Origin of the sequence: Bradyrhizobium sp. CSA112, assembly GCF_029051645.1 — a bacterium.
GTDB lineage: Bacteria > Pseudomonadota > Alphaproteobacteria > Rhizobiales > Xanthobacteraceae > Bradyrhizobium.
In genome coordinates this window covers 1-24,158 of the sequence record NZ_JAACFS010000028.1, presented here as the reverse complement: position 1 = coordinate 24,158, position 24,158 = coordinate 1, and the positions used below count along the sequence as shown (strand labels likewise).

Genomic DNA, 24,158 nt, shown 5'->3' with positions numbered 1-24,158 from the left:
CTTTGCTTTTTTCTTGATTTGGTCTTCGAGCGAACGATCAGCCGACGTCGCCACCCCCGGAAGCTTTCGCTGTGGCGAGTTCGACGAGATGCATGGTCGTCATGAAATGCTTCGAAAGCGCCGCGACTGCGGCATCGGCATCGCGCCTGAGCACGGCATGCACAATGGCGGCGTGTTCGGCTTCGACATCGCGGGAGTTTTCGGTGTTGCGCCGGATCGAGAGCCTCCGGTAGCGCTCGCTCTGCTCGTGCAGCACATCGCGGAAGCCGAGCAGCCATTGAGAGCCGCAGGCATTCACCAGCGTGCGGTGAAAGACGTGGTGCCGCACCACCCATTCCTCATAGTGATGCGTTGGATCGTCAGGATAGGTATGGGGAACGGCACAGAGCGCCGTAAAAGATTTCTCCACCGAGGCAAGCCAGGCCGCATCGCCGCGTTCGATCGAACGCCGCAGCGCCAGCCCTTCGATATCGACGCGGGTTTGCGTCACGTCTCTGAGATCGGCTGATGATACCGGGCTGACGCGAAAGCCGCGCTGGTCGGAAGCCTGTACCAGCCCATCGGCGACCAGCCGCGACAGCGCTTCGCGCACCGCGGCGAGACTGACCGAAAACTGCTTGGCGAGCCCGGCGATATGCAGCTTTTGGCCGGGCAATAGCCGGGTCGAGAGAATATCCGCGCGTAGCCGCTCCTGAACGGCGGACGTCAGGCTTCGGGGCCGTTCGCCGGCAGGGTTCTCACCAAAACTCAACCCGATACTGCTCATGGCGGCGCAGATTGGCGAGTGAACCTGAAGGCGTCAATCGAAAATCGATTTTCTTTCTAGCGCATTGGCTTTACTGCGATTTTCAAATCCGAGCGAGGCGCCGATCGCCATTTCTCCAAAGACCGGGTTCAGAAATCAAGGTGACAATCATCCAATGCCAATGTAGATAGTTCGCATGCGAAATAAATGTCCGACCCCGATTTTTGGATGAGCGCCCGCCGCGAGCATCGCCTGGTTTTCCTGCTCAATGTCGCGCATCGTCGGCTGCAGCGCTGGATCGCGGCGCAAACCCAGCAGAGCGGCGTCACGGCCGCGCAGTCGGGGTTGCTGTTCGTTCTGGGCCAGCGCGACGGCGTGCTGATGGGCGAGGCGGGCGCGGCGCTCGATCTTGGGCCGCCCGGTATCAGTGGATTGGTCGACCGGATGACGGCGGCGAACCTGATCAAGCGGCGCGCCGATCCGGACGACGGGCGGGCGTGGCGGCTTTGGCTGACACCAGCTGGGCGCGCCGCGCTGGCGCAGTCGAAGGCAGGGCTCGCCGAGGTCAATGCGCGCCTCACCGCAGGATTCAGCGAAGCCGAGATCGATGTCGTCGCGCGCTGGCTCACCAGCCTGCAGAGTAAATTTCCCAAAGGAGAAGACGAATGACCGAGCATATCAAGATCGAGAAGAGTGACGGGATTCTCAGCCTGACGATGGCGCGGCCCGACAAGAAGAACGCGCTGACGAATGCGATGTACGGCGCGCTGGCCGACGCCATGGAGGCGGCCGAGACCGATCCCACCGTTCGCGTCCTGCTGATCCGGGGCGAGGGCGATATGTTCACCGCCGGTAACGACGTCGGCGAATTCGCCGCGATGGCGACAGGTGCGTTTCAGGGTGAGCGGCATGTCGGCCGTTTCCTGCAGGCGCTTGCAAAATCGAGCCGCCCGCTGGTCGCCGCCGTGCAGGGACGTGCCGTCGGCATCGGCACCACGATGCTGCTGCATTGCGATCTGGTCGTGCTGGCCGAGAATGCGCTGCTGTCGACGCCGTTCGTTAATCTCGCGCTGGTGCCGGAAGCCGCTTCCAGCCTGTTGATGCCGCTTCGCATCGGTTACGCACGCGCCTATGAGATGTTCGCGCTCGGCGATGCCGTGGATGCCAAATCGGCGCTCGCGTGGGGGCTCGCCAATCGCTTGGTGCCGCTCGATAAGCTCGATGCCGAGGCGAAGACGCTCGCCTCGCGGCTGGCGAAACAACCGGCGGGCGCCGTCAGCACGACGAAGCGGCTGATGCGCAATCCGGAGCTGCTCCTCGCCCAGATCAAGGCGGAAAGCGAGCGCTTCGCGGAACGCCTGACTACCGCCGAGGCGCGCGAGGCTTTCGTTGCGTTCGCCGAACGCCGGCCGCCGGATTTCTTGAAGCTCGCCAAACAGCCGGCGTAATAGCTTTCTCCCCGCTCGCGACCAGGAGGCAATTGACCGCCCGTGGCGGCCCCGCTACCTCTTTCGGGTTGCCTGCGGGGGAAACAAATGAACAAAAAGAATGAAGCTTCCGAATTCGATTACGTCATCGTCGGCGCCGGCTCTGCCGGATGCGTGCTCGCCAATCGCCTGAGCGCCGACGGCAAACATTCCGTCTTGCTATTGGAGGCCGGACCGAAGGATACCAATCTCTGGATCCACGTGCCGCTCGGCTACGGAAAACTGTTCAAGGAAAAGTCCGTCAACTGGATGTACCAGACCGAGCCGGAACCGGGATTGAACGGCCGGCAGGTGTTCCAGCCGCGCGGCAAGGTGCTCGGCGGCTCCAGCTCGATCAACGGGTTGCTCTATGTGCGCGGGCAGCACGAGGACTACGATCGCTGGCGCCAGCGCGGCAATGCCGGCTGGGGCTATGATGACGTGCTGCCCTATTTCAAGAAGGCCGAGAACCAGCAGCGCGGCGCCGGCAAATATCACGGCACCGGCGGTCCGCTGCCGGTGTCGGACTGGCGCCATCACGATCCATTGTCGGAAGCCTTTGTGGTCGCTGCCGCCGAGACCGGGATTCCGACCAATCCCGATTTCAACGGCGCGACCCAGGAGGGCGCGGGATTTTTCCAGACCACGACAAGTCGCGGCCGCCGCGCCAGCACGGCGTTCTCCTATCTGCGCCCGGCGAAAAACCGCAGTAACCTGCATATCGAGACTTCCGCGCTGGCGCAGCGCATCCTGTTCGAAGGCCGCCGTGCGAAGGCAGTCGAATACAAGCAGGAAGGGCGCGTGCGCGCCGCGCGGGCGCGTAAGGAAATCCTCGTCTCCAGCGGCGCGTATAATTCGCCGCAATTGCTGCAGCTCTCCGGCGTAGGACCTGCGGACCTTCTGAAGCAGCATGGTATCGAGATCGTGCTCGACGCACCCGGCGTCGGCAATGATCTGCAGGACCACATGCAGGTACGCTTGATCACGCGCTGCGCGCAAAAGGTGACGCTCAACGACGTCATCAACAATCCGGTACGCCGGGTGATGGCGGGCATCCAGTACGCAGCGTTGCGCAAGGGGCCGCTGACGATCGCGGCCGGCACCTCGGGCGCCTTCTTCAAGACCAGCCCGCGGCTGGCGTCGCCCGATATCCAGATTCACTTCCTGCCGTTCTCGACCGACAAGATGGGTGAGAAGCTGCACGCGCTTTCCGGCTTCACGGCGTCGGTCTGCCAGTTGCGTCCCGAAAGCCGCGGCTCGCTGCGCATCAGGAGCGCCGATCCTTCCCAACCGCCGGAAATCCGCATCAACTATCTGGCGACCGAAACCGATCGCCGCGCCTTCATCGACGGCATCCGCATCCTGCGCAACATCCTCGCAGCCCCTGCACTGAAGGCTTACGCGGTCGCCGAGGTCGATCCCGGGCCGAAAGTGCAGAGCGACGACGAATTGCTGGACTTCTGCCGCCGCACCGGCAGCACGGTCTATCACCCGACCTCGACCTGCCGCATGGGCAGCGATGCGCTCGCCGTCGTCGACCAGCGGCTCCGCGTCCGCGGCATCGAAGGTCTGCGCGTGGTCGATGCCTCGATCATGCCGGACCTGATGTCCGGCAATACCAACGCGCCGACCATCATGATTGCGGAGAAGGCGTCGGATATGATTTTGGAGGACGCAAGGTAGGTTCTTAACCTCACCCCGCTTGCGGGGAGAGGTCGGCGCGAAGCGCCGGGTGAGGGGGTGCAGGTCTATCAACTCGCACCACCTGGTGGAGACAGCCCCTCACCCCAACCCCGTCCCCGCAAAGAGCGGGCCGAGGAAGCAGACCTCAACCTCTATACGCCCGCACCCGCTTCAGCATCTGCTCGACATGGGCGATCGGAGTTTCCGGCTGGATGCCGTGGCCGAGGTTGAAGATCAACCGTCCTTGCGCGTAGTTCGCCAGCACGTCGTCGACGGCGCGGTCGAGCGCGGCGCCGCCCGCGATCAGCGCCAGCGGATCGAGGTTACCCTGCACCGCGACTTGGTTCTGCACGCGCTCGCGGATCAATGACGGCTCGGCCGCCCAGTCGATGCTGACGGCGTTGACGTTTGTTGCTTCCACATAGGCCGGCAGCAGCGCGCCCGCGCCGCGCGGAAAGCCGATGATCTTCGCATCAGGCACTTTCGCGCGCACGCCGGCGACGATGCGTTGCGCGGGCTCGATCGACCAGCGCTGGAATTCGCGCGGCGGCAGCACGCCGGCCCAGGTATCGAAGATCTGCAACGCGTCCGCGCCAGCCTTGAGCTGGCCGAGCAGATACTGAATCGAATTCTCCACCAGCACATCGATGATTTTGGCAAAGGCTTCGGGATGGCGATAGGCCATCATCCGCGCCGGCGCCTGATCCGGTGTGCCCTGTCCCGCAACCATGTAGGTCGCGACCGTCCATGGCGCGCCACAGAAGCCGATCAGCGCGATGTCGGGTGCGAGTTCGCGGCGCACGCGGCGCAGCGCTTCGTAGACCGGTTCGAGCTTGGCGAAATCGGCCGCACGTGCCAGCGTCGTCACCTGCTCCGGCGTGTCCAGCGGGTCGAGCCGCGGACCTTCGCCGGCCTCGAAGCGCACGGAACGACCGAGCGCGTAGGGGATAACGAGAATGTCGGAAAAGATGATCGCGGCGTCGAAATTGAAGCGGCGGACCGGCTGCAGCGTCACCTCGGCGGCATATTCCGGCGTAAAGCAGAGGTCGAGAAAACTCCCCGCCTTGGCGCGCAGCTGGCGATATTCAGGGAGATAGCGGCCGGCCTGGCGCATCATCCATGCCGGCGGCACCGTCTGCCTGCGGCCGGACAGCACTTCGATAAAAGGTTTCACGGCGGATTTCTGGGGCAATCGAAAAGTTCCTGCACGAGCTGCTGATTTCCGGGCCTCTGATACACGCAGGTTCCGACTTGGCCAAGGCGAGATATGGAACTGGCCGAAATCCGCGGCGTTACCTCAAGATACGGAGGCATCCTATGCCTAAGAAATTCAATCCCGCGGCACATGATAAACACGCTGAAGATCCCCGTGAGGCGCTGAACGCCGATCGGGAAATCCACGAAAAGCTCGAGGCCGGGCTGGTTGACACGTTCCCGGCGTCCGACCCCGTAAGCGCCGCACAGCCGGCGCCGTCGAAAGCTGACGGCGATCACGCAAACGAAACACTGTGGAGCAAGGTCCGCGCCGCCTCCCGCTGACGCAAACCTCAATAATGCGGCGGCGGCTCGTTCGCTGGGCCCGGCACGTTGCTTTCGGCCTCCCGCACGCGCTGCTTCAATTCAGCGACCTGACGCGTCAATCTGTCGATCTCGGTCCATTGCGCCGTGATCGTCTGGTTCAGCGTCTCGATGGTCACGTCCTGATAGGCCAGCCGCATTTCCAGCGTGTCGATGCGTTCGCTTAAGCCGTTGACATCAATCATCGGAGCCGCCGTTCAACTTGTGCTCCCGCAGGCCGTGTCCCAGCGCCAGGCGCTCGTCGAATACGAAACATTCGCCGCGCCAGCGGCTTTCTTTCTCCGGGATGCCTTCCAGATACCGCAGGATGCCGCCCTTGAGGTGATAGACCTCGTCAAATCCACGGGCCAACAGATAGGCGCTGGCCTTCTCGCACCGGATACCGCCGGTGCAGAACATCGCGATCTTCCTGTGCTTCGCCGGGTCGAGTATCTGCGCGGCGAAATCCTTGAACTGCCCAAAACTCTTGAGACCGGGATCAATCGCCCCTTCGAACGTGCCCATCGCCACCTCGAAGGCGTTGCGGGTATCGATCACCAGCGTGTCGGGTGCTGATATCAGCGCGTTCCAGTCTGACGGCTCGACATAGGTGCCGACCTGCCGCGTCGGATCGACGGCGGCATCTCCGAGCGTAACGATTTCCTTCTTCAGGCGGACCTTCAGCCGCTGGAACGGCATCTCGGAAGCGCGCGAAAACTTGAGTTCGAGACCGTCGAGCCGGCCATCGAAGAGCGCGCCGTGCTGCAACTCACCGACGAACGTATCGATGCCCTCGGGGCTGCCTGCAACGGTGCCGTTGATGCCTTCATGGGCCAGCAGCACGCTGCCTTTCAGCCCGAGATCGGTGCACACCGCCCGCAACGGTTCACGCAGCTCCCGGAAATCCGGCAGCGCAGCGAATTGGTAGAGGGCGGCGACCTTGAACGGCATGGCGATCGTTTATCAGGCGGGCAGGGCAGGGGAAACCCCGCAAAGCCCTGCGTATTCCGCGCACTGCCCCGGACGCATCCTTGGCATGCCAGCCATTGCCCAGCCGGGGATGAATATGCCAAAGAAACCGTCTGTAGACCCCGCCCGACATCACCCGCGGGTTGCCCAAGAAAGCCTGCAAGAAACCCTGCAAGAAACGCTGAAAGAAAGCACTCGCGATGAGGAATTTCCATTTCGCCGGCCGCTCCACGGTCCATGCCCAGAACGCCATGGTGGCGACCTCGCACCCGGCGGCCGCATTGACCGCGATCGACGTGATGCGGGCGGGCGGCACGGCGGCGGACGCCGCGGTGGCGGCCTGCGCGCTGCTCGGCGTCATTGAGCCGCAATCGACCGGCATCGGCGGCGACTGCTTCGCGCTGATCCAGCCAAGGGGCGAGGGCAAGATCGTCGCCTATAACGGCTCCGGCCGCGCGCCGATGGCGGCCAAGGCCGAGTGGTACCTGGAGCGCAAGATCCACTCGGTGCCGCTGACCTCGGCGCATGCGGTGAGCATTCCCGGCGCGATCGACGCCTGGGACACGATTCTGCGCGACCACGGCAAGATGGGGCTCGACACCCTGCTGCAGCCCGCGATCAAGGCTGCGGAAGAAGGCTATGTCGTCGCGCCGCGCATCGCCTTTGACTGGAAGAACCAGTTCGAGAAGCTGAAGGCCGGCACCAACACCGAGCGCTATCTTTTGCCGCACGGCAAGCCGGCGGTGGCCGGCGACGTGATCCACCAGCCGGAATTGGGCAAGACGCTACGCGCCATCGCCAAGGGCGGCCGCGACGCGTTCTATACCGGCGAGATCGCCGCCGACATGGTGGAGACCCTGCGCGGCATCGGCGGCCTGCACACGCTGGAAGATTTCGCTGCGCACTCGACCGAAACGACGTCGCCGATCGGCACCATGTACAAGGACCACGACGTCTGGCAGTGCCCGCCGAACGGCCCCGGCATCACCATGCTGGTGATGCTGAACATCCTTTCTCGCTTCGACCTGACGAAATTCGCGCCGCTCAGCATCGAGCGCTTCCATCTCGAGGCGGAAGCCGCCCGCATCGCCTATATGATGCGTGAGCAGTACATCGGCGATCCGAAGCAGGTTCATGTCGATGTCGCCGGGATCCTCGCCAAGGAATTCGCCGAGGAGCACATCAAGAACATCAGGATGGACCGGCTGCTCGATTTGCCGAACGTTGCGCCGCCGATGAATCCGTCCACCGTCTACATCACCGTGGTCGACAAGGACCGCAACGTCTGTTCGTTCATCAATTCGATCGCGCATTCCTTCGGCTCGGCGATCGTCTCCAACAAGACCGGCATCCTGCTGCAGAACCGCGCCGGCGGCTTCCGGATCCAGCCCGGCCATCCCAATTGCATCGCGCCGGGCAAGCGGCCGCTGCACACGATCATTCCGAGCCTTGCGACCAGGAACGGCCGGGCAGTGATGCCGTTCGGCGTGATGGGCGGCCAGTATCAGCCGGTAGGACAGAGCCACGTGCTGACCAACATCCTCGACTATGGCTGCGACGTGCAGGAAGCTATCGATATGCCGCGCGGCCTGCATTACGAGGGCGTCTATCAGCTCGAGGACAGCGTACCGGCCGAGATCGTCGAGGGCCTGAAGAAGATCGGGCACAAGACCGCCAGTGTGGTCGGCCCGCTCGGCGGCGGCCAGGCGATCTGGATCGATTGGGAAAAGGGCACGCTGACCGGCGGTTCCGATCCCCGCAAGGACGGTTGCGCGCTCGGCTACTGAGCGTCTAGAAGCTCCGTCTCTCCAAGAAGAGGTTCAACTGATGCGCTTCTCCCGACGCACGATCATCCGGACAGCATTTGCCGCCGTGGCGGCCGCTGTTTCCACGCCCGTTGCCATCAGGATGGCTTCGGCCCAGACCACAGGAAAACCCATGACCACAGCTTCAGGCTTGCAGATCATCGACAGCAAGGTCGGCACTGGCGCATCGCCCAAGGCCGGCCAGACTTGCGTCATGCATTATACTGGTTGGCTCTACGAGAATGGCCAGAAGGGCAAGAAGTTCGATTCCTCCGTGGACCGCAACGAGCCGTTCGAGTTCAAGATCGGTCAGCGTCAGGTAATCGCCGGCTGGGACGAGGGCGTTGGATCGATGAACGTCGGCGGCAAGCGCACGCTGATCATTCCGCCCGCGCTCGGCTACGGCGCGCGTGGCGCCGGCGGCGTCATTCCACCCAACGCGACGCTGATGTTCGACGTCGAATTGCTGGCGGTGAAGTAACGCGCGCAAGCGGAGGAGGCGCATCGTGAAGGTCTCTATCCTCGACGATTATTTCGACACGCTGCGCACCCTCGACTGTTTCGGCAAGCTGGCCGGACACGACGTCACCATCTGGAACGATCATGTCCAGGATGTCGACGTGCTGGCGGAACGCCTGCGCGATACCGAAGCGCTGGTGCTGATCCGCGAGCGCACGCAGATTCGAAAGCCGCTCCTGGAGCGGCTGCCGAAACTGAAGCTGATCAGCCAGCGCAGCGTCTATCCGCATATCGACATCGATACCTGCACCCGGCTCGGCATCGTCGTGTCGTCGAGCCAGCACGCCGATACGCCGTCCTATGCGACCGCCGAATTCACCTGGGGCCTGATCCTGGCGGCGATGCGCGCCATTCCGCAGCAGATGGCGGCGCTCAAAGCCGGCAAATGGCAGATCGGCGTCGGCCACACGCTCCGCGGCAAGACGCTCGGCATTTATGGCTATGGGCGTATCGGCGCCGTCGTTGCCGGCTACGGCAGGGCGTTCGGCATGAACGTGCTGGTATGGGCGCGTGAACCGGCCCTGGCGAAAGCCCGTGCCGATGGCTACGCGACCGCAGCAAGCAAGGCCGATTTTTTCGAACGATGCGACGTGCTTTCGCTGCACATGCGCCTGGTCGATGCCACGCGAGGCATCGTCAAGGCGGAAGATCTCGCGCGGATGAAGCCCTCGGCGCTCCTGGTCAACACCAGCCGTGCGCCGCTGATCGAGCCGAACGCGCTGGTCAATGCGCTGCGCGCCGGGAGGCCCGGCATGGCGGCGATCGATGTTTATGAAAAGGAACCGCTCCGCGACGTCAACGATCCCCTGCTGACCATGGACAACGTGGTCTGCACGCCGCATCTCGGCTACGTCTCGCATGACGAGTACGAACTTCAGTTCACGGACATCTTCGACCAGATCGTGGCCTATGCCGCGGGCACGCCGACCAACGTCGTCAATCCGGATGTGATGTCCAGACGGCGCTGATGCACAGCAAGCGCCCGGGATTGGATCGGCGAGCCCGGCCATGACGAAAACCGGGGCGCCTATGCGCCGCCGGCTCCCTTAATCTTCTGGTTTGCAGCCCCGGTTTTCGATACCGTTCGGAGGAACGATATTTTGAGAAGGCGCCCAATGACCGGAACGCACGACCACAGCCATTCCCACGATCACGACCATTCGCACGGCGATGCCGAGCGCTGGAAGCATGACGGCGTTCGCGTCATTCCCGGCAACCAGCTCGATCCCAATGTGCCGTCGACTGCCGGCATGGACCGTAAGGCCGCGATTAATTTCGCCCGGGTCGGCGCCCAGAAATTATGGGCGGGCACCGTGACGATCCGGCCTGACGCCAAGACCGGCGCGCACCATCACGGCCATCTCGAAAGCATCATCTATGTCGTCAAGGGCAAGGCGCGGATGCGCTGGGGCGAACATCTGCAGTTTACCGCAGAAGCCGGTCCCGGCGATTTCATCTTCGTGCCGCCCTACGTGCCGCATCAGGAAATCAACGCCAGCCGTGACGAGGTGCTGGAATGTGTGCTGGTGCGCAGCGACGGTGAGGCCGTTGCGATCAATCTCGACATCGAGCCGGTGGAAAAGCCGGAAACGGTGCTGTGGGTCGATCCGGTGCACCGCGATCCCGCCGAGAAGAAGTAAGTAACGACGAACACCGCCGTCGTGCGGATGTCGCGGGGAATACCATGAAGCTTGTTCGCTACGAGAGCGCAGGCCACATCGCCACGATTACGATGGATCGCACGTCGGCGCACAATGCGCTCAACAATGCCTTGTGCGATGAGCTGCGCGCAGCCTGGCTCCGCTTTCACGAAAGCGACGACCGCGTTGCGGTGCTTGCGTCGTCCGAAGAGAAATATTTTTCAGTCGGTGCCGACGTCAGGGATCTCCCCGTCAACATGTGGCACGCGGTGCCGGGATTGGGCGTCGAACTCGACAAGCCGGTGATTGCCGCGACGTCAGGATGGGTGGTCGGCGGCGCCTTCGTGCTGGTGCAGATGGCGGACATGTGCGTGGCGTCGGAGACGACGCGCTTCATCTACCCCGAGGGGAAGATCGGCACCACCGCCGGCGGCGTTTCCTCGGTGATGGCGCGAATGCCGCACAAGATCGCCATGGAGTTTTTGCTGGTCGGTGAGGAAATGTCGGCGGAGCGCGCCTACCAGATCGGCTTCGTGAACAAGGTCGCGCCGAAGGGGCAGCATGTCGCACTCGCCCAGGAGATGGCGGCGAAAATTGCCGCCAATGCGCCCCTGGTGGTCCGGGCGCTGAAAAAGCTCGCCCGCGACGCCATGCCGAAGGGCCCCCTGGAAACGGTCGCCGAGGTGCGCCGGTTGCTCGATGTCATCAGGGACAGCGAAGACCTCAAGGAAGGCGTCAATGCGTTCGCCGAAAAGCGCAAGCCTGACTTCAAGGGCCGGTAGCATCGCCGGGTTCCTCCGGATCCCTGCGATCGCGAGCCTTCTACGCGCCCATAAAATAATTTGAATCTGGATGTCGGATCAGCCGCCGTCCGCTCGTCCTTGGCACGAAGCCGCAAAAAAGGAGCCCGTTATGGCCAAAATGATTTTCGTCAACCTGCCCGTCAGTGACCTTGCCCGTTCGACCGCCTTCTATCAGGCAGTCGGCGGCGAAAAGAACCCGCAATTCTCCGATGACACGGCGTCCTGCATGGTGTTTTCCGACACCATCTACGTAATGCTGCTGACTCACGACAAATATCGCCAGTTCACCTCGAAGAAGATCGCTGATGCAAAGGCCACGAGCCAGGTCCTGCTCTGCCTTTCCGCCGACAGCCGCGACGCTGTGGATGACATGGTCACCAAGGCGCAAGGCGCGGGCGGCGGCGCCGATCCAGGCCCGAAGCAGGATTACGGCTTCATGTATGGCCGCAGCTTTGAAGATCCGGACGGTCACCATTGGGAAGTGATGTACATGGATGTCGCGGCAGCAACCGCTGCACAGCGCGCGACCGGCTGACCATTCGAACGGATCGACAAGCGGAGTTTTGTCCATGTCCAAGATTCCCCCCGGCGCAGCAGATCGTGCCGGCGCGCAGCGCGCAATGCAGGCGATGATGGGCATGGTCAAGCTCGATATCGAAGGCTGAAGCGCGCGTATGAAGGAAAGAGCGCAGCGTAGCTTGCCCCAGTCTGTCATCGCCCGGCTTGATCACACTTGACCGGGCGATCCAGTACGCCGTGCTGCCCATTGTTGCGAAGGAACTAGCGCCGCGGAGTACTGGATGCCCCGCCTGAAGCGGGGCATGACGACGGTGGCGTACGGTAGACTAAACCTCAGTCTCTAATAACTAACCCTCAGCCCCACGCCGCCGTGAATCGTGTTGCCGACCGGCTGCGGACCGGCGGTGCCGTTGACGAAGAGGTCTGCGATCCAGCCCTTGGTGATGCGCAAGCCAAGCCGGCCGCCATACTCGAACCAGCCTTGATTGCCGATTGTCGGCACGATGGTGCCCTCGCCGGTGACGGTGGCGACGATACCGGACCGCGTCCCGAACGATTGCACCCATCCGCCGTTGATATTGGCTTCGACGCTTGAGCCGAACAGATGCGTCCATTGTCCGCCGATCTTGACGAGATTGGTGCGGTCGGTGCCATCGGCGATCGAGGTGTCGAACGGATTGAAGGCGGCGGCGGGGTCCGTGTAGCCTTTCACCCGCTGCCATAGCTGCCAGACCTCGACGGAAGCCGCGACCTCGTCGCGCGGCGACAGCCGGCTCATCCAGCCGGCGCGGCCGTAGACGGCGTAATTTCCGCTCGTCGTCGAGCTTTCGAGCGATACCGCGCCGAGGCTTGTCGGGTAGCTGCGCGTGTAACGCACCTTCTGGAAGGGCGACAGGATGGTGCCGATATCGAAGAACGGCCGCGACGATCCCCAGTCGACGAAATCGTAGCGCAGTGCAAACGCGCCGATCGGCGCGCTGGTGACATGGTAGCCGCCTTCATTGAACTGGGCGTAGGCGATGCCGGCGAGCAGCGACAGATTGGGCGTCAGGTTCTTGCGGCCGTGAATGCCGGCCGAGAACGACCCCGCCGAACCGAATGCGCTGACGCAATCGCTGCAATTGACTTGCTCGTTGATCCCCAGCAGCACGTTGCCGAGCACGCGGTTGGTGATCATCTGGTTGAAGCGTTGTCCGGCCAGATCGTTGATCGATGCTGCGTTTGAACCAGCTCCCGCCACCGGCGGTGCATTGGTGCTTGGCGTCGATGTGGGGCTGGGCGTCGGGCTAGGGGAAGCCGAGGGTGTTGGCGTAGGTGATGGGCTAGGCGTTGGCGTCGGCGGATAGCACTCGATACAATCGTCCAGCGGTGTCGGGGAAGGCGTCGGCGAGGGAGACTGCGCCCACGACGACTGCAAAAGCGAAAGCAAGGCGACGGCCGCAAGCACAGCCGATAAAGCGAGGCTGCGAATCTGTCTTGCCATCGTCAGCGCCCGCACAGCATGCCCGTGGGCTCGCTGCCGTCATCGATAATGACGGGTGCCGCATCCGCATGTTGCGATTTGCTGCAAAGCCCTGCCGCGACGCTGCAGGTCGCGGCAAACGTCCATGGCGGATTGTTGGTTTTCTTGATCGTCGATTTGCCGGAGCCGCCCAACGTGATGATGGCGGTGTCGCCGGGACGGGTGAGTTGGATGCATTCAAACGTGACCGTGCAGACCGAGGCCGCGCCGTCCTGCAGATTGACGATGGTCTGGCCTCTCTGCGACAGGATGTCGAGCGTGGTGCCGCGCACGCCGATGGTCGCCAGCGGCGTCGTGATCCTGTAGGCGGCCTTGTCCGAATGGCCGGTGACGAAACGAAACGCGCCCGACGTCATGCGCACCGCGACGTCGCGATAATGATGCTCGTCGTCGAAGACGGTGCGGTCGAGCTTGAGCGTCGCGTTGGGTCCGAGCGAGAGGTTGGTGCTGTCGGCCATCACCAGCCGCGCTGCACTGTCGATCCCGGTACGCACGGTTTCGTCGCGAACCACTCCGTCGCCAACTTTGATCTGTATGGTCGAAGGTCCGGCAACGCGGAGCACTTCATTCTTGACGACGGCAGCTTCTCCGACGCGCTTTTGCGCATGCGCGGAAGACGTGATCAATGCTGTTACCAGGCCGATTGCAGATAGCAAACGAAAGTAGAAATTCATTTCAAAGCCGATCGATTTATCCCGATATCGTGCCGGATCGCGCGCGTGCGATGTGGCAGAATTATCACTCGCGTGGCGTACTCGCCCGTCGGTTGGTGATTGCGAAATCCAGATGCGTTCAGTGCGATGGACATAAAAATCTGGAGCCATCACACTCAATTTTGCCGCAATATCATCTCGTCCCTGATTCAGTGCCAGATTGTCCGTGAAGCCAGCAGCCCGATCAGTTTCTGTTCTGCCCGATTCGATGATGCGCACGGGCATCGTCGCGGCAGTCCTTTTCGTTCTCGCGCATTTCGCCATGCTGATCGGCGTCACCACGCCGGAGAAATTCTATTTCGATGAGGTGCATTACGTCCCGGCGGCACGGCAGATGCTCGAGCCGGTGATGCCTGAGCCCAAGCTCAACCCGATGCATCCGCCCCTCGCCAAGCAGATCATCGCGCTGTCGATCCACTCGTTCGGTGACGGGCCGCTGGGCTGGCGCTATCCGGGCGTATTGTTCGGATCGCTCGCCATCGTCGCGGTGTATCTGTGCGGCCTGGCATTGTTCGCAGCGCAGGGGCCGGCCATCGCGGCGAGCCTGCTCGCCTTTTTCAACCAGATGCTGTTCGTGCAATCGCGGATCGCGATGCTGGATATTTTCGTACTCGCCTTCGGTCTGTTCGCCATCGCAGCGTTCATGCATGGCTTTCGAAGACAGCGGCCGCATCTGTGGTTCGCGCTTGCCGGGGTCGGCTTCGGCCTGTCGATCGGCTGCAAATGGAGCGGGCTGTTCGCGCTCGCGGTTTGCATCGTCATTGTCGCCCTGATCCGACTGATGCAAAGCTGGCGCACCCAATTCGCCGATGCGCGGCCTGATGATTGGTACCGGCCCGATCTCTGGCCCGGCTTCGGACGGTGGCAATTCGCCGCCTGCTTCGTGCTGATCCCTGCGGCCGTCTATCTTGCGACGTTCATTCCACTCTACGGATTTTCGGTCCGGGAGATTCTGGAGGCGCAACGGCGGATCTTCAGCGATAACACCACGACCGCGATCGCGGGGCACACCTATATGAGCTCATGGCCGTCCTGGCCGTTCCTGGTGCGCCCGGTCTGGTACCTCTTCGACAAGATCGACGACGACCGGATCGCCGCCATGGTGTTTCTCGGCAATCCGCTGATCCTGTGGCCCGCGCTGATTGCGGTCGCGATCTGCCTGCGCGATTGGATCGTGACGCGGCGGGTCGATGCCTTCCTGGTTCTGGCGTTCTATTTCGGCCCATACCTCGCATGGGCATTGCTGCCGCGAACGCTCGGCTTCATCTATTACTACTTGCCGGCGGCGACCACTGCGAGCTTTGCGCTGGTCTATGCATTGAAACGCGGCAGCATGCCCGGTTGGCTGCTATGGGCCTATGTTGCGGTCGGTTTTGCGGGCTTCGCCGCAATGTTGCCGATATCGGCCGCGTTCATAGGCACTTCGATGGCGACGTTCAGCCGCCTGATGATCTTCCAAAACTGGATTTGAGGCGGCCATCGCGTCGACCGCCCCTGCTGGCGGCAAGGATCAGGGAGATTCTCGACAAGGCGTAGACTACGACGGGTTCAACCACCTCCTCCCGAATCGTCATTAGAAAACCGCCTGCCGAAGGGGCAGGCGGTTCGATTTTCAAGACCTCACTTCAAGATCTCACTTCGAGGCGGTCTTGGTGTCCATGTTGACGACCTGAACGCGGCGGTTGGTCGGGTCCGTCGGCACATTCGGATCCTTCGGCTTGGTCTCGCCATAACCGACGGTGACGAGGTTCGAGCCTGCGATGCCGTACTTCTCGGTCAGGTACCTCTTGATCGTATCGGCGCGGCGTTCGGAAAGTTCCTGGTTATACGGCTCGCTGCCGATCGCGTCGGTATGACCGGCGACCACGAAGGTCGAACCTTTCAGGCTCGAATCCGAGAGCGCCTTACCGAGCTCCTGCACAGCGGAAACCGAGTTCTTGCTGATGTCCGCTGAATTGTAGTCGAACTGGATTTCGAGATCGATCTTCGGCTTGCTCGCGGCAAGTTCCGCAATTTCCTGGCGCTCGCCGAGCGACAACGACCGGGTCTTGCGGTTGCGGAGCGAGTCGACGAAGCCGATTTCCTTGGCCTTTGCGGCGGCATCCACCGGCTGCTGCGGGCCGGACGAGAGGCCGCGGGTCACGCCCGGCTTCGGCTTCAGGGCGTCCAGGATTTTGTCGGCCGAGACGGCGTCGCCGGCCACAGCCAGGCCCGCTGTCATCGACAGCGCGGCGCCGATAGTCATGATCGAAAGTGCATGAAAGCGGGTCATTGTCTTGGATCCTTACTGTTAACGCCTGCCAAACTGGCGCGTATGACGTCTTGATGCTGCGACCATAGGACGGGTTCAAAGCGGGCAATGTGATTCAAATCACATTGGTAAAGGCCGGCTTTCCACGGACGCTGGCCTGAGCTGCCCGACATCAAGTCTCCGGCAAGTTCGACGGAGCCGCTCGCGCTGCGCGGCTATCCGAAGTGTACCTAGCTTGGCGCTCGGCAGCACAAGGTACTGCCGTGATGGCACGCTGCAGGCGGCGTGGCACCAACGCCTCGCAGAGCAACGGACCGGAGCATCGCTTCCGCCGCTGATATGCTCACTCACAAAAAAAGCGAGTCCGTCGCGCAAGCGCCGATCTGTGGACAACAAAACGGCCAGATGCGTCTCTAGCAAAACTGCTCACAAAAAAATCTGAAGAAGAAATCGTTCGGGGCAACCAAACGGGCGGGGCAGTGTTACAGTCAGTCAAACGTCAGCGTGATTATCTGGGTTATCGCACCAGCGCATCGGAGCCTTCCGGTTCCGGAAATTCAATGCCAACACTCATCGGCGCGGCGATGATCGCCGCTGCAATTTTGCTGTCGACGCTGATCAACTCGCTCGGCAGCCGCTATGTCGGGTTCGAAAGCCCGACAGAGGAGAGCGCGTGGCTGGTCGATCGCCTTACCGGCCACGTCTACAAATGCCATGCGCCGCAGCCCGGCCGCGCCTCCTGCGAGGCCGAAATCGCAACCGGCAGCGTGGGAGAGCGGCAGAAGCGGTGAGGCGAGTTCGCGCCGAAGCTGCTAGCGCGGAACCTTAAGGACTCCCAAGGCGCGCGAATCCCGATACATTGCGGTGCGATGCCCCGCGCGACTGACCCCCGTCCCCTGACCAAGATCGAGGCCCGGCGAATCTGGCTGCAGGCCCAACGGCTCGATACCAGCGAGCCGTTCGGCGCCGGACCGCAGGCGGTTGCGGCGGCGGTGGAACATCTCGGCTATGTGCAGATCGACACCATCCACGTCGTCGAGCGCTGCCATCATCACATTCTCTATAGCCGCATCCCGGCCTACGCCCGCGCGGACCTGCGGCAGGCGCAGAGCGTCGACAAGAGCGTGTTCGAATACTGGACGCATGCGCTGTCCTATGTGCCGGCGAAGGATTTTCGCTTCTTCGTTCCGGCGATGAGGGAGCACCGGCGCGACGGCCACCGATGGTTTGCTTCCGTCAAGCCGGAGGACACCCGCAAGGTGATGCGGCTGCTGCGGCGCGACGGCGCGCTGACTATCCGCGATATCGAGGACGACGTGCTGACCGAGAAGGAACATCTCTGGCAGAGCCGCAAACCCTCGAAGCGGGCGCTGCAGCTCGCCTTCTACACCGGCGAGGTGACGATCTCCGAACGCACCGGCATGCTCAAGACCTATGAGTTGATGACGCGGCATTTCGGCTGGGACAAGCCGCCGAAGCCAGCAACCTCAGTGGAAATCACCGCCTATCTGCTTGATCGCGCGCTGCGTTCGCAGGGCGTCGTCAGCCTCGATTCCATCTGCCATCTCGACGCGCCGAGCAAGCCTGCAGTGCGGCGCCTGATCGAGGCGCGGGTGCGGCGCAAGGAACTGGTGCCGGTGACGGTCGAAGGCGCCGGCAAGCAGGAGCATTGGGTCCGGCCGGAAGTGCTGGAAGCGAATCCGCCGGCCGGCGTGAGCGAGGGCCTGGTGCACATCCTCTCGCCGTTCGATCCGCTTGTTATCCAGCGCAAGCGCACCGAACTGTTCTTCGACTACGGTCACCGCTTCGAGGCCTATGTGCCCAAGGAGAAGCGCCTGTTCGGCTATTTCGCGCTCCCGGTCCTGGTCGGCGAAGACATCGTCGCCGCCATCGACCTGAAGACCGACCGCCAGAACAAAAGACTCCTGATGCAGAAATGGAGCTGGGTCGGCAAGGGCACGGCGAGGACGGCGCGCAAGGAATACAAGCGCCTTATTGAGGAAGAGCTGCATCGTTTCCAGCTTTTTCAGTTGGCGGAGTAAGAGGTTCCGTCCGGGAACCCGACGCCGCCGGGTTTGTTAGTTCCATGGTGGACAACGACTGGGAGGCGGCCATGGGCAAGAACAAATCGATTCTGGAAAAATTCACCGATACGGTGAAGGACATTGCCAGCACTGCGACAGATGCCGCGAGCCAGGCGCTGAAGACGGACGAGCCGGCCTTGAGGGCCGACGAACGCGCGGCGGCCTACATACCGCTCGCCGCCGATGGCCTCGTTTCCGATCCTCTGATGGTGCCGCCGGCTGCAGCCGCGCCTGAACGGCGGAAGCGCGCAGCGAAGAAGCGGCGCAGCGCGCCGGCAGCCAAGGCCAAGAAAGCCGGAGCCGCCAAAGCTCGCACTGCCAAGGCTCGCACTGCCAAGGCTCGAACTGTCAAGGCTCGAACTGTCACGGCTCGAACTGGAAAGGCGCCAACCGCAAAAAAGACGGCGAAGAGGTCGGTCGCAGGGAAATCGAGCGGTACGAAGTTAATGTCTGCGAGCAAGGTGGCGAGAAGCGCAAAGAAGACCAGCAGCCCAAAGAGGGCTCGCAAGAAGGCTCGACGCGGCTGATCCGCGATGGCGGGCTTCGACGGCGGACCGGAGGTAGCCGCATGGCCGGATGAGCCGAGCGTAACCTGCGGAGGTCCGCTCTGCGCCGAGGCTGTCCCCGGATTGCTGCGCGTGCCTGGAATGCCCAGTCGTCGGCGGATGCCAATTCTCTCTCCAGAAGGCAATTACCCCTTAACCTCAGTTCCCTTCACGAATTCATGATCACTGACGAATATTGACATTCGTCATTCGCCATTCAATACTCTTCATCAGATCTGCGATGGAGAGTCTGATGTTCGCCCGCTCAATTTTCGCTAGCTATTACAAGCTCTTGACGGGAGCGTCGCTGGCATTGGCGGTGTTCGTCCTGGCCGGCTGCAATGAAAAGGCCGCCGAGGCACCGGCTCCCGGACGCCCGGTTCTGGTCGCCACCGTGCATTATTCGGCTGAGACGCCTGAGCGCAGCTTTGTCGGCACCATTCGGCCCCGGATCGAGACTGACATGGGCTTTCGGGTCCCCGGCAAGGTCGCCCGGCGCCTGGTCGAGGTCGGCCAGACGGTGGATGTCGGCCAGCCGCTCGCCACCCTCGACGAGGTCGATCTGAAACTGCAGGCCGAGCAGGCAGAGGCCGAATTCCGCGCCGCCACCGGCGTGCTGGCGCAGGCTGGCGCCGCCGAGCAGCGCGCCAAGGATCTGCGCGCCAAGGGCTGGACCACCGATGCGCAGATGGATCAGAGCCGCGCCGCCGCCGATGAAGCGCGCGCACGCCTTAATCGCGCCGAGCGGCAAGTCGAACTCACCAAGAATTCTCTGTCTTATGCGACGCTGCTGGCCGACAGCCGCGGCGTCGTCACCGCGACCCTGATCGATCCCGGCCAGGTCGTCGCCTCCGGCCAGACTGCGGTCCGCGTCGCACGCTTTGGCGAAAAGGAGGCCGTGGTCGCGATCCCTGAAACGCTGGTCGGCCGCGCCAAGTCGGGCTCCGCGACCGTGACGCTGTGGTCGGATTCGGAGAGGAAATACACCGCGAAGCTGCGCGAGATCGCGCCTTCCGCCGATCCGGCGACGCGGACCTATCTGGCCAAATTTTCGCTGCCGGAAGCCGACGACAAGGTCTCGCTTGGAATGACCGCCACACTGACACTTGCCGATGGGGCCAGCGAGCGCGTGGCAAAACTGCCGCTGTCGGCGCTGTTCAGCCAGGGCAGCAATCCCTCGCTCTATATCGTCGACGATTCCGGCGCGGTAACGCTGAAGCCGGTCATCGTGAAATCCTACGACAGTAACTCCGTCGTCATCGCAGGCGGCGTCAACGAGGGCGCCAAGGTGGTTGCGCTCGGCGTGCAGAAGCTCGATCCGGCCCAGAAGGTCCGGGTGGTCTCGTCGCTGTCGTTCTAGCGCCAAATAGATTTCGAAGTTGGAGAGTGACATGAAGCGCTTCAATCTTTCGGGCTGGGCGGTGAGCCATCCGACCCTGATCCTGTTCCTGATGATCGCGCTGGGCGTCGCCGGCTTCTTCTCCTATCAGCGGCTCGGCCGCGCCGAGGACCCGTTCTTCACCGTGAAGGTGGTGAACGTTTCTGCGATCTGGCCGGGCGCGACCGCGCAGGAAATGCAGACCCAGGTGGCCGACCCCATCGAGAAGAAGCTGCAGGAATTGCCGTTCTTCGAGAAGGTGCAGACCTATTCCAAGCCGGCGTTCACGGCGCTGCAGGTCACCTTCAAGGATTCGACGCCGCCGAAGGACGTGCCCTATCTGTTTTATCTGTTGCGCAAGAAGCTCGCCGATGTGCAGGGCCAGTTGCCCGCGGGCCTGCTCGGGCCGAACGTCAACGACGAATTTTCCGACGTCGATTCCATTCTCTACATGATGACCGGCGACGGCGCCGACTACGCGCAATTGAAGAAGGCCGCCGAAGGCATGCGTCAGCGCCTGTTGAAGGTTTCCGGCGTCACCAAGGTCAATCTCTACGGCACCCAGGACGAGCGCATTTTCGTTGAATTCTCCCACGCCAAGCTCGCAACGCTCGGCATCACGCCGCAGGCGCTATTCGATTCGCTCGCCAAGCAGAACAACGTCACGCCCGCTGGCACGGTGGAAACTTCCTCGCAGCGCGTGCCGCTGCGCGTCACCGGCGCACTTGATGGCGCCAAGGCAGTCGCGGAAACCCCGGTCGAAAGCAACGGCCGCGTGTTCCGGCTCGGCGACATCGCGACCGTCACCCACGGCTTCGTCGATCCCCCGACCTTCGTCGCCCGCCAGGAAGGCAAGCCTGCGATCGGCATCGGCGTCGTCACCACCAAGGGCGCCAACATCCTCGAGCTCGGCAAGGAAGTCGAGAAGGCGACAAACGATTTCATGAAGGCTGTGCCGCAGGGCATCGAGGTCGAGCAAATCGCTGACCAGCCAAAGGTGGTCGAGCGCGCGGTCGGCGAGTTCGTTCATTCCTTCATCGAGGCGCTGGCGATCGTGCTGTTCGTGTCGTTCGTCGCGCTCGGCTGGCGCACGGGAATCGTGGTCGCCATGTCGGTGCCGCTGGTGCTCGCGATCGTGTTCATCGTCATGAACGCGATGTCGATCGACCTGCACCGCATCACGCTCGGCGCGCTGATCATCGCGCTCGGCCTGTTGGTCGACGACGCCATCATCGCGGTGGAGATGATGGTGGTAAAAATGGAACAGGGCTGGGACCGCGTCCGCGCGGCGTCCTTTGCCTGGGAATCAACTGCGTTTCCGATGCTCACGGGGACGCTGGTCACGGCCGCTGGCTTCCTCCCCATCGGCTTTGCCAATTCGGCGGTCGGCGAATATGCTGGCGGCATCTTCTGGATCGTGGCGATTGCGCTGGTCGCCTCCTGGTTTGTCGCGGTGATTTTCACGCCCTATATCGGCGTCAAGCTGCTGCCCAACATCGTTGTGCATCACAATCACGATCCGCACGCGATCTATGAGACGCGGGTCTATCGCATCCTGCGCAGCATGGTGCAGTGGTGCGTCGACCACCGTATCAAGGTAGTGGCGGCGACGGTCGGCGTGTTCGCGCTGTCGATCGTGGGCTTCGGCAATGTGCAGCAGCAGTTCTTTCCGCTGTCGGAGCGACCCGAGCTGTTCCTGCAACTGCGCCTGCCGGAAGGCACCGCCTTCAACGTCACGGAAAAGTCCGTCAAGAAGGCCGAAGCGCTCTTGAAGGACGACAAGGATATCGCGACCTACACCGCCTATGTCGGTCAGGGCTCGCCACGCTTCTGGCTCGGCCTCAATCCGCAACTGCCCAACGAGGCCTTTGCCGAGATCGTGATCGTCTCCAAGGACGTCGAGGCCCGCGAGAGGATCAAGGCGCGGCTGGAGAAGGCGGTCGCCGAGGGCGACCTGTCCGAAGCGCGCGTTCGCATCGACCGCTTCAATTTCGGTCCGCCGGTCGGTTTCCCGGTCCAGTTCCGCGTGATCGGCCCCGACCCCAACACCGTGCGCGACATCGCCTACAGGGTTCGCGACGTCATGAAGCAGAATCCCAACGTCCTTGAGCCGCAGCTCGATTGGAACGAGCAGTCGCCCTACCTGAAGCTGGTGGTGGATCAGGACCGCGCCCGCGCGCTCGGCCTGACCCCGCAGGACGTCTCGCAGGCGCTTGCGATGCTGATCTCGGGCGCGCCGGTCACCACCATCCGCGACGGCATCGAGAAGGTCGGCGTGGTCGCGCGCGCGGTGCCGTCCGAACGGCTCGACCTCGGCCGCGTCGGCGATCTCACCGTGACCTCGCGCAACGGCGTCGCCGTGCCGCTGCAGCAGATTGCCAGGATCGAGTATTCCCATGAGGAGCCGATCATGTGGCGGCGCAACCGTGATATGGCGATCACGGTGCGGACCGACGTCGTCGACGGCGTGCAGGCGCCCGACGTCACCAACCAGATCTGGCCGAAGCTGAAGGAAATCCGCGATCATCTCGAGCCGGCCTACCGGATCGAGCCCGGCGGCGCGTTCGAGGAATCCGAAAAGGGCAACGCCTCGATCGCCCTGCTGTTTCCGCTAATGGCGCTGGTGATGCTCACCCTGCTGATGATCCAGTTGCAGAGCTTCTCGCGCCTGATCCTGGTGTTCCTGACCGCGCCGCTCGGCATCGTCGGCGCCTCGCTCGGCCTCAATATTGCCAACCAGCCGTTCGGCTTCGTGGCGCTGCTCGGACTGATCGCGCTGGCCGGTATGATCATGCGTAACGCCGTGATCCTGGTCGATCAGATCGAGGCCGACGTGTCTCAGGGGCTGACGCGCAAGGAGGCCATCGTCGAGGCCACCGTCCGGCGTGCCCGGCCGGTGGTGCTGACGGCGCTGGCGGCGATCCTCGCCATGATTCCGCTGTCGCGCTCCGCCTTCTGGGGACCGATGGCGATCACCATCATGGGTGGTTTGTTCGTTGCAACCTTCCTGACCTTGCTCTACCTGCCGGGCCTTTATGCCCTGTGGTTCAGGAAGAGCCTGGAAGAGAGCGGCCAGGCCGAGCAGCCTGATCTTGCGCCGCAGCATCAGGCGAAGGAGCATGCTCGCGGGCCGCACGCAATTCCGCTTGCCGACGCTGCAGAATAATTGAACATTGAGAGCTGACATGACGCTGATTTCGGAACACATCGAGACCGATACCCGGGAAAGGATTCTCGTGGTGGCGGAGCGTCTGTTCCGGCAGATCGGCTACCAGAAGACCACGGTCGCCGACATCGCCAAGGAACTGCGGATGAGCCCGGCCAACGTCTATCGCTTCTTCGATTCGAAGAAGGCGATCCACGAGGGTGTGGCGCGAACCCTGATGGGCGAGGTGGAGATCGAGGCGCGACGGATCGCGGCCCAACCCGGCCCGGCGAAGCCTCGCCTGCGCGAGCTGCTCAAGACCATCAATCGGATGAACACGGAGCGCTATGTCGGCGATTCCAAGCTGCACGAGATGGTCGAGATCGCGATGGAGGAGGATTGGGACGTCTGCGTCGCCCATATCGAATGCTGTACCGGCATCATCGGCGAGGTGATCGCGCAGGGCGTGGCGTCCGGCGAGTTCGAGGCCCCCGACTTGCCGTTGGCGGCGCTCTGCACCTGCACCGGCATGATCCGCTTCTTCCATCCGCAGATGATCGCGCAGGCCGTCAACAAGCCCAGCGCGACGATCGACCAGATGATCGATTTCCTTTTCAGGGCCCTTGAGCCGCGTAAGGCGAATTGACCGTATTCGCCAGTTGACTCTTCCGTCATTGCGAGAGCTCTGTAGATGGGGTAACGGGCCCGGTCTGCCCTCCAAGCAAGCCGCGCTTGCTACGGCGCTGTTGAATGCGCGCTTCGCGCGGCTTGCTTGGAAGGCGGGCGGTCGTCCCTCACATGGATGGTGTTACGG

The 24,158-nt window shown here is 62.8% G+C and carries 24 protein-coding genes; 17 read left to right on the top strand and 7 right to left on the bottom strand.

Annotated features, from left to right (window positions below; translation table 11 throughout):
* Positions 1 to 37 precede the first annotated feature (37 nt).
* Positions 38 to 766 (bottom strand): FCD domain-containing protein, encoded by a 729-nt coding sequence (locus tag GWE18_RS30965; protein WP_275189515.1) that lies wholly within the window; start codon positions 764 to 766, stop codon positions 38 to 40.
* A gap of 186 nt (positions 767 to 952) precedes the next feature.
* On the opposite strand from GWE18_RS30965, the gene GWE18_RS30960 reads away from it, so the two are divergent.
* The 3 genes from GWE18_RS30960 to GWE18_RS30950 all read left to right on the top strand — a co-directional run bounded on the left by GWE18_RS30960 (position 953) and on the right by GWE18_RS30950 (position 3,894).
* Positions 953 to 1,414 carry a MarR family winged helix-turn-helix transcriptional regulator gene (locus GWE18_RS30960; protein ID WP_275189514.1) on the top strand — a complete coding sequence of 154 codons (462 nt, stop codon included), beginning with the start codon at positions 953 to 955 and terminating at the stop codon, positions 1,412 to 1,414.
* Entirely contained in the window at positions 1,411 to 2,193 is a 783-nt protein-coding gene (locus GWE18_RS30955; RefSeq protein WP_275189513.1) for an enoyl-CoA hydratase, read from the top strand. Before GWE18_RS30960 ends, GWE18_RS30955 begins: the two co-directional genes overlap by 4 nt.
* 87 nt (positions 2,194 to 2,280) lie before the next feature.
* A complete protein-coding gene (locus tag GWE18_RS30950) occupies positions 2,281 to 3,894 on the top strand; it encodes a choline dehydrogenase (protein WP_275189512.1) in 1,614 nt (537 codons plus the stop codon).
* A gap of 145 nt (positions 3,895 to 4,039) precedes the next feature.
* On the opposite strand, the gene hemE is transcribed toward GWE18_RS30950, so the two are convergent.
* Positions 4,040 to 5,086, bottom strand: coding sequence for a uroporphyrinogen decarboxylase (hemE, locus tag GWE18_RS30945; RefSeq protein ID WP_275189511.1), 1,047 nt, complete (start codon positions 5,084 to 5,086; stop codon positions 4,040 to 4,042).
* 125 nt (positions 5,087 to 5,211) lie between these two features.
* Here hemE and GWE18_RS30940 point away from each other — a divergent pair, with 125 nt between their 5' ends.
* Positions 5,212 to 5,433, top strand: coding sequence for a hypothetical protein (locus GWE18_RS30940; RefSeq protein WP_275189510.1), 222 nt, complete (start codon positions 5,212 to 5,214; stop codon positions 5,431 to 5,433).
* Positions 5,434 to 5,441: 8 nt separating this feature from the next.
* Here GWE18_RS30940 and GWE18_RS30935 read toward each other — a convergent pair whose 3' ends face one another.
* Together GWE18_RS30935 and GWE18_RS30930 are read right to left on the bottom strand one after the other, a co-directional pair.
* On the bottom strand, positions 5,442 to 5,657 hold the full coding sequence (locus tag GWE18_RS30935; protein ID WP_275189509.1) for a SlyX family protein: 216 nt from the start codon (positions 5,655 to 5,657) through the stop codon (positions 5,442 to 5,444).
* Positions 5,650 to 6,402, bottom strand: a complete 753-nt coding sequence (locus GWE18_RS30930) for a rhodanese-related sulfurtransferase (RefSeq protein WP_275189508.1) — start codon at positions 6,400 to 6,402, stop codon at positions 5,650 to 5,652. The genes GWE18_RS30935 and GWE18_RS30930 overlap by 8 nt, the downstream gene beginning before the upstream one ends.
* Before the next feature lie 218 nt (positions 6,403 to 6,620).
* Between GWE18_RS30930 and ggt the strand changes: the two genes are divergently transcribed.
* From ggt to GWE18_RS30900, 6 genes are all read left to right on the top strand, one after another.
* Entirely contained in the window at positions 6,621 to 8,207 is a 1,587-nt protein-coding gene (gene ggt / locus GWE18_RS30925; RefSeq protein WP_275189507.1) for a gamma-glutamyltransferase, read from the top strand.
* 37 nt (positions 8,208 to 8,244) lie between these two features.
* Positions 8,245 to 8,706 (top strand): FKBP-type peptidyl-prolyl cis-trans isomerase, encoded by a 462-nt coding sequence (locus GWE18_RS30920; RefSeq protein ID WP_275189592.1) that lies wholly within the window; start codon positions 8,245 to 8,247, stop codon positions 8,704 to 8,706.
* Between the two features lie 25 nt (positions 8,707 to 8,731).
* A complete protein-coding gene (locus GWE18_RS30915; protein ID WP_275189506.1) occupies positions 8,732 to 9,712 on the top strand; it encodes a D-2-hydroxyacid dehydrogenase family protein in 981 nt (326 codons plus the stop codon).
* A gap of 147 nt (positions 9,713 to 9,859) precedes the next feature.
* The gene (locus tag GWE18_RS30910; protein WP_275189505.1) at positions 9,860 to 10,384 is read left to right on the top strand and encodes a cupin domain-containing protein; all 525 of its coding nucleotides are present in this window, start codon (positions 9,860 to 9,862) and stop codon (positions 10,382 to 10,384) included.
* Positions 10,385 to 10,428: 44 nt separating this feature from the next.
* Positions 10,429 to 11,166 carry an enoyl-CoA hydratase-related protein gene (locus GWE18_RS30905; protein ID WP_275189504.1) on the top strand — a complete coding sequence of 246 codons (738 nt, stop codon included), beginning with the start codon at positions 10,429 to 10,431 and terminating at the stop codon, positions 11,164 to 11,166.
* Positions 11,167 to 11,296: 130 nt separating this feature from the next.
* The gene (locus GWE18_RS30900) at positions 11,297 to 11,722 is read left to right on the top strand and encodes a VOC family protein (RefSeq protein ID WP_275189503.1); all 426 of its coding nucleotides are present in this window, start codon (positions 11,297 to 11,299) and stop codon (positions 11,720 to 11,722) included.
* Between the two features lie 324 nt (positions 11,723 to 12,046).
* Here GWE18_RS30900 and GWE18_RS30895 read toward each other — a convergent pair whose 3' ends face one another.
* Positions 12,047 to 13,189: a hypothetical protein gene (locus GWE18_RS30895; RefSeq protein ID WP_275189502.1), complete on the bottom strand. Its 1,143-nt coding sequence runs from the start codon at positions 13,187 to 13,189 to the stop codon at positions 12,047 to 12,049.
* Between the two features lie 2 nt (positions 13,190 to 13,191).
* Positions 13,192 to 13,854: a FecR family protein gene (locus GWE18_RS30890; RefSeq protein WP_275189501.1), complete on the bottom strand. Its 663-nt coding sequence runs from the start codon at positions 13,852 to 13,854 to the stop codon at positions 13,192 to 13,194.
* Between the two features lie 295 nt (positions 13,855 to 14,149).
* Between GWE18_RS30890 and GWE18_RS30885 the strand changes: the two genes are divergently transcribed.
* On the top strand, positions 14,150 to 15,412 hold the full coding sequence (locus GWE18_RS30885) for a phospholipid carrier-dependent glycosyltransferase (RefSeq protein WP_275189500.1): 1,263 nt from the start codon (positions 14,150 to 14,152) through the stop codon (positions 15,410 to 15,412).
* Between the two features lie 162 nt (positions 15,413 to 15,574).
* On the opposite strand, the gene GWE18_RS30880 is transcribed toward GWE18_RS30885, so the two are convergent.
* The gene (locus GWE18_RS30880; protein ID WP_275189499.1) at positions 15,575 to 16,213 is read right to left on the bottom strand and encodes an OmpA family protein; all 639 of its coding nucleotides are present in this window, start codon (positions 16,211 to 16,213) and stop codon (positions 15,575 to 15,577) included.
* A gap of 539 nt (positions 16,214 to 16,752) precedes the next feature.
* Between GWE18_RS30880 and GWE18_RS30875 the strand changes: the two genes are divergently transcribed.
* The 6 genes from GWE18_RS30875 to GWE18_RS30850 all read left to right on the top strand — a co-directional run bounded on the left by GWE18_RS30875 (position 16,753) and on the right by GWE18_RS30850 (position 23,990).
* Positions 16,753 to 16,983: a hypothetical protein gene (locus GWE18_RS30875; RefSeq protein ID WP_275189498.1), complete on the top strand. Its 231-nt coding sequence runs from the start codon at positions 16,753 to 16,755 to the stop codon at positions 16,981 to 16,983.
* Positions 16,984 to 17,061: 78 nt separating this feature from the next.
* On the top strand, positions 17,062 to 18,234 hold the full coding sequence (locus GWE18_RS30870; RefSeq protein ID WP_275189497.1) for a crosslink repair DNA glycosylase YcaQ family protein: 1,173 nt from the start codon (positions 17,062 to 17,064) through the stop codon (positions 18,232 to 18,234).
* Positions 18,235 to 18,305: 71 nt separating this feature from the next.
* The gene (locus GWE18_RS30865) at positions 18,306 to 18,803 is read left to right on the top strand and encodes a hypothetical protein (protein WP_275189496.1); all 498 of its coding nucleotides are present in this window, start codon (positions 18,306 to 18,308) and stop codon (positions 18,801 to 18,803) included.
* Between the two features lie 271 nt (positions 18,804 to 19,074).
* The gene (locus tag GWE18_RS30860) at positions 19,075 to 20,181 is read left to right on the top strand and encodes an efflux RND transporter periplasmic adaptor subunit (protein ID WP_275189495.1); all 1,107 of its coding nucleotides are present in this window, start codon (positions 19,075 to 19,077) and stop codon (positions 20,179 to 20,181) included.
* Between the two features lie 31 nt (positions 20,182 to 20,212).
* A complete protein-coding gene (locus tag GWE18_RS30855; RefSeq protein ID WP_275189494.1) occupies positions 20,213 to 23,365 on the top strand; it encodes an efflux RND transporter permease subunit in 3,153 nt (1,050 codons plus the stop codon).
* 19 nt (positions 23,366 to 23,384) lie between these two features.
* Positions 23,385 to 23,990 (top strand): TetR/AcrR family transcriptional regulator, encoded by a 606-nt coding sequence (locus GWE18_RS30850; protein ID WP_275189493.1) that lies wholly within the window; start codon positions 23,385 to 23,387, stop codon positions 23,988 to 23,990.
* Positions 23,991 to 24,158: the final 168 nt, after the last annotated feature.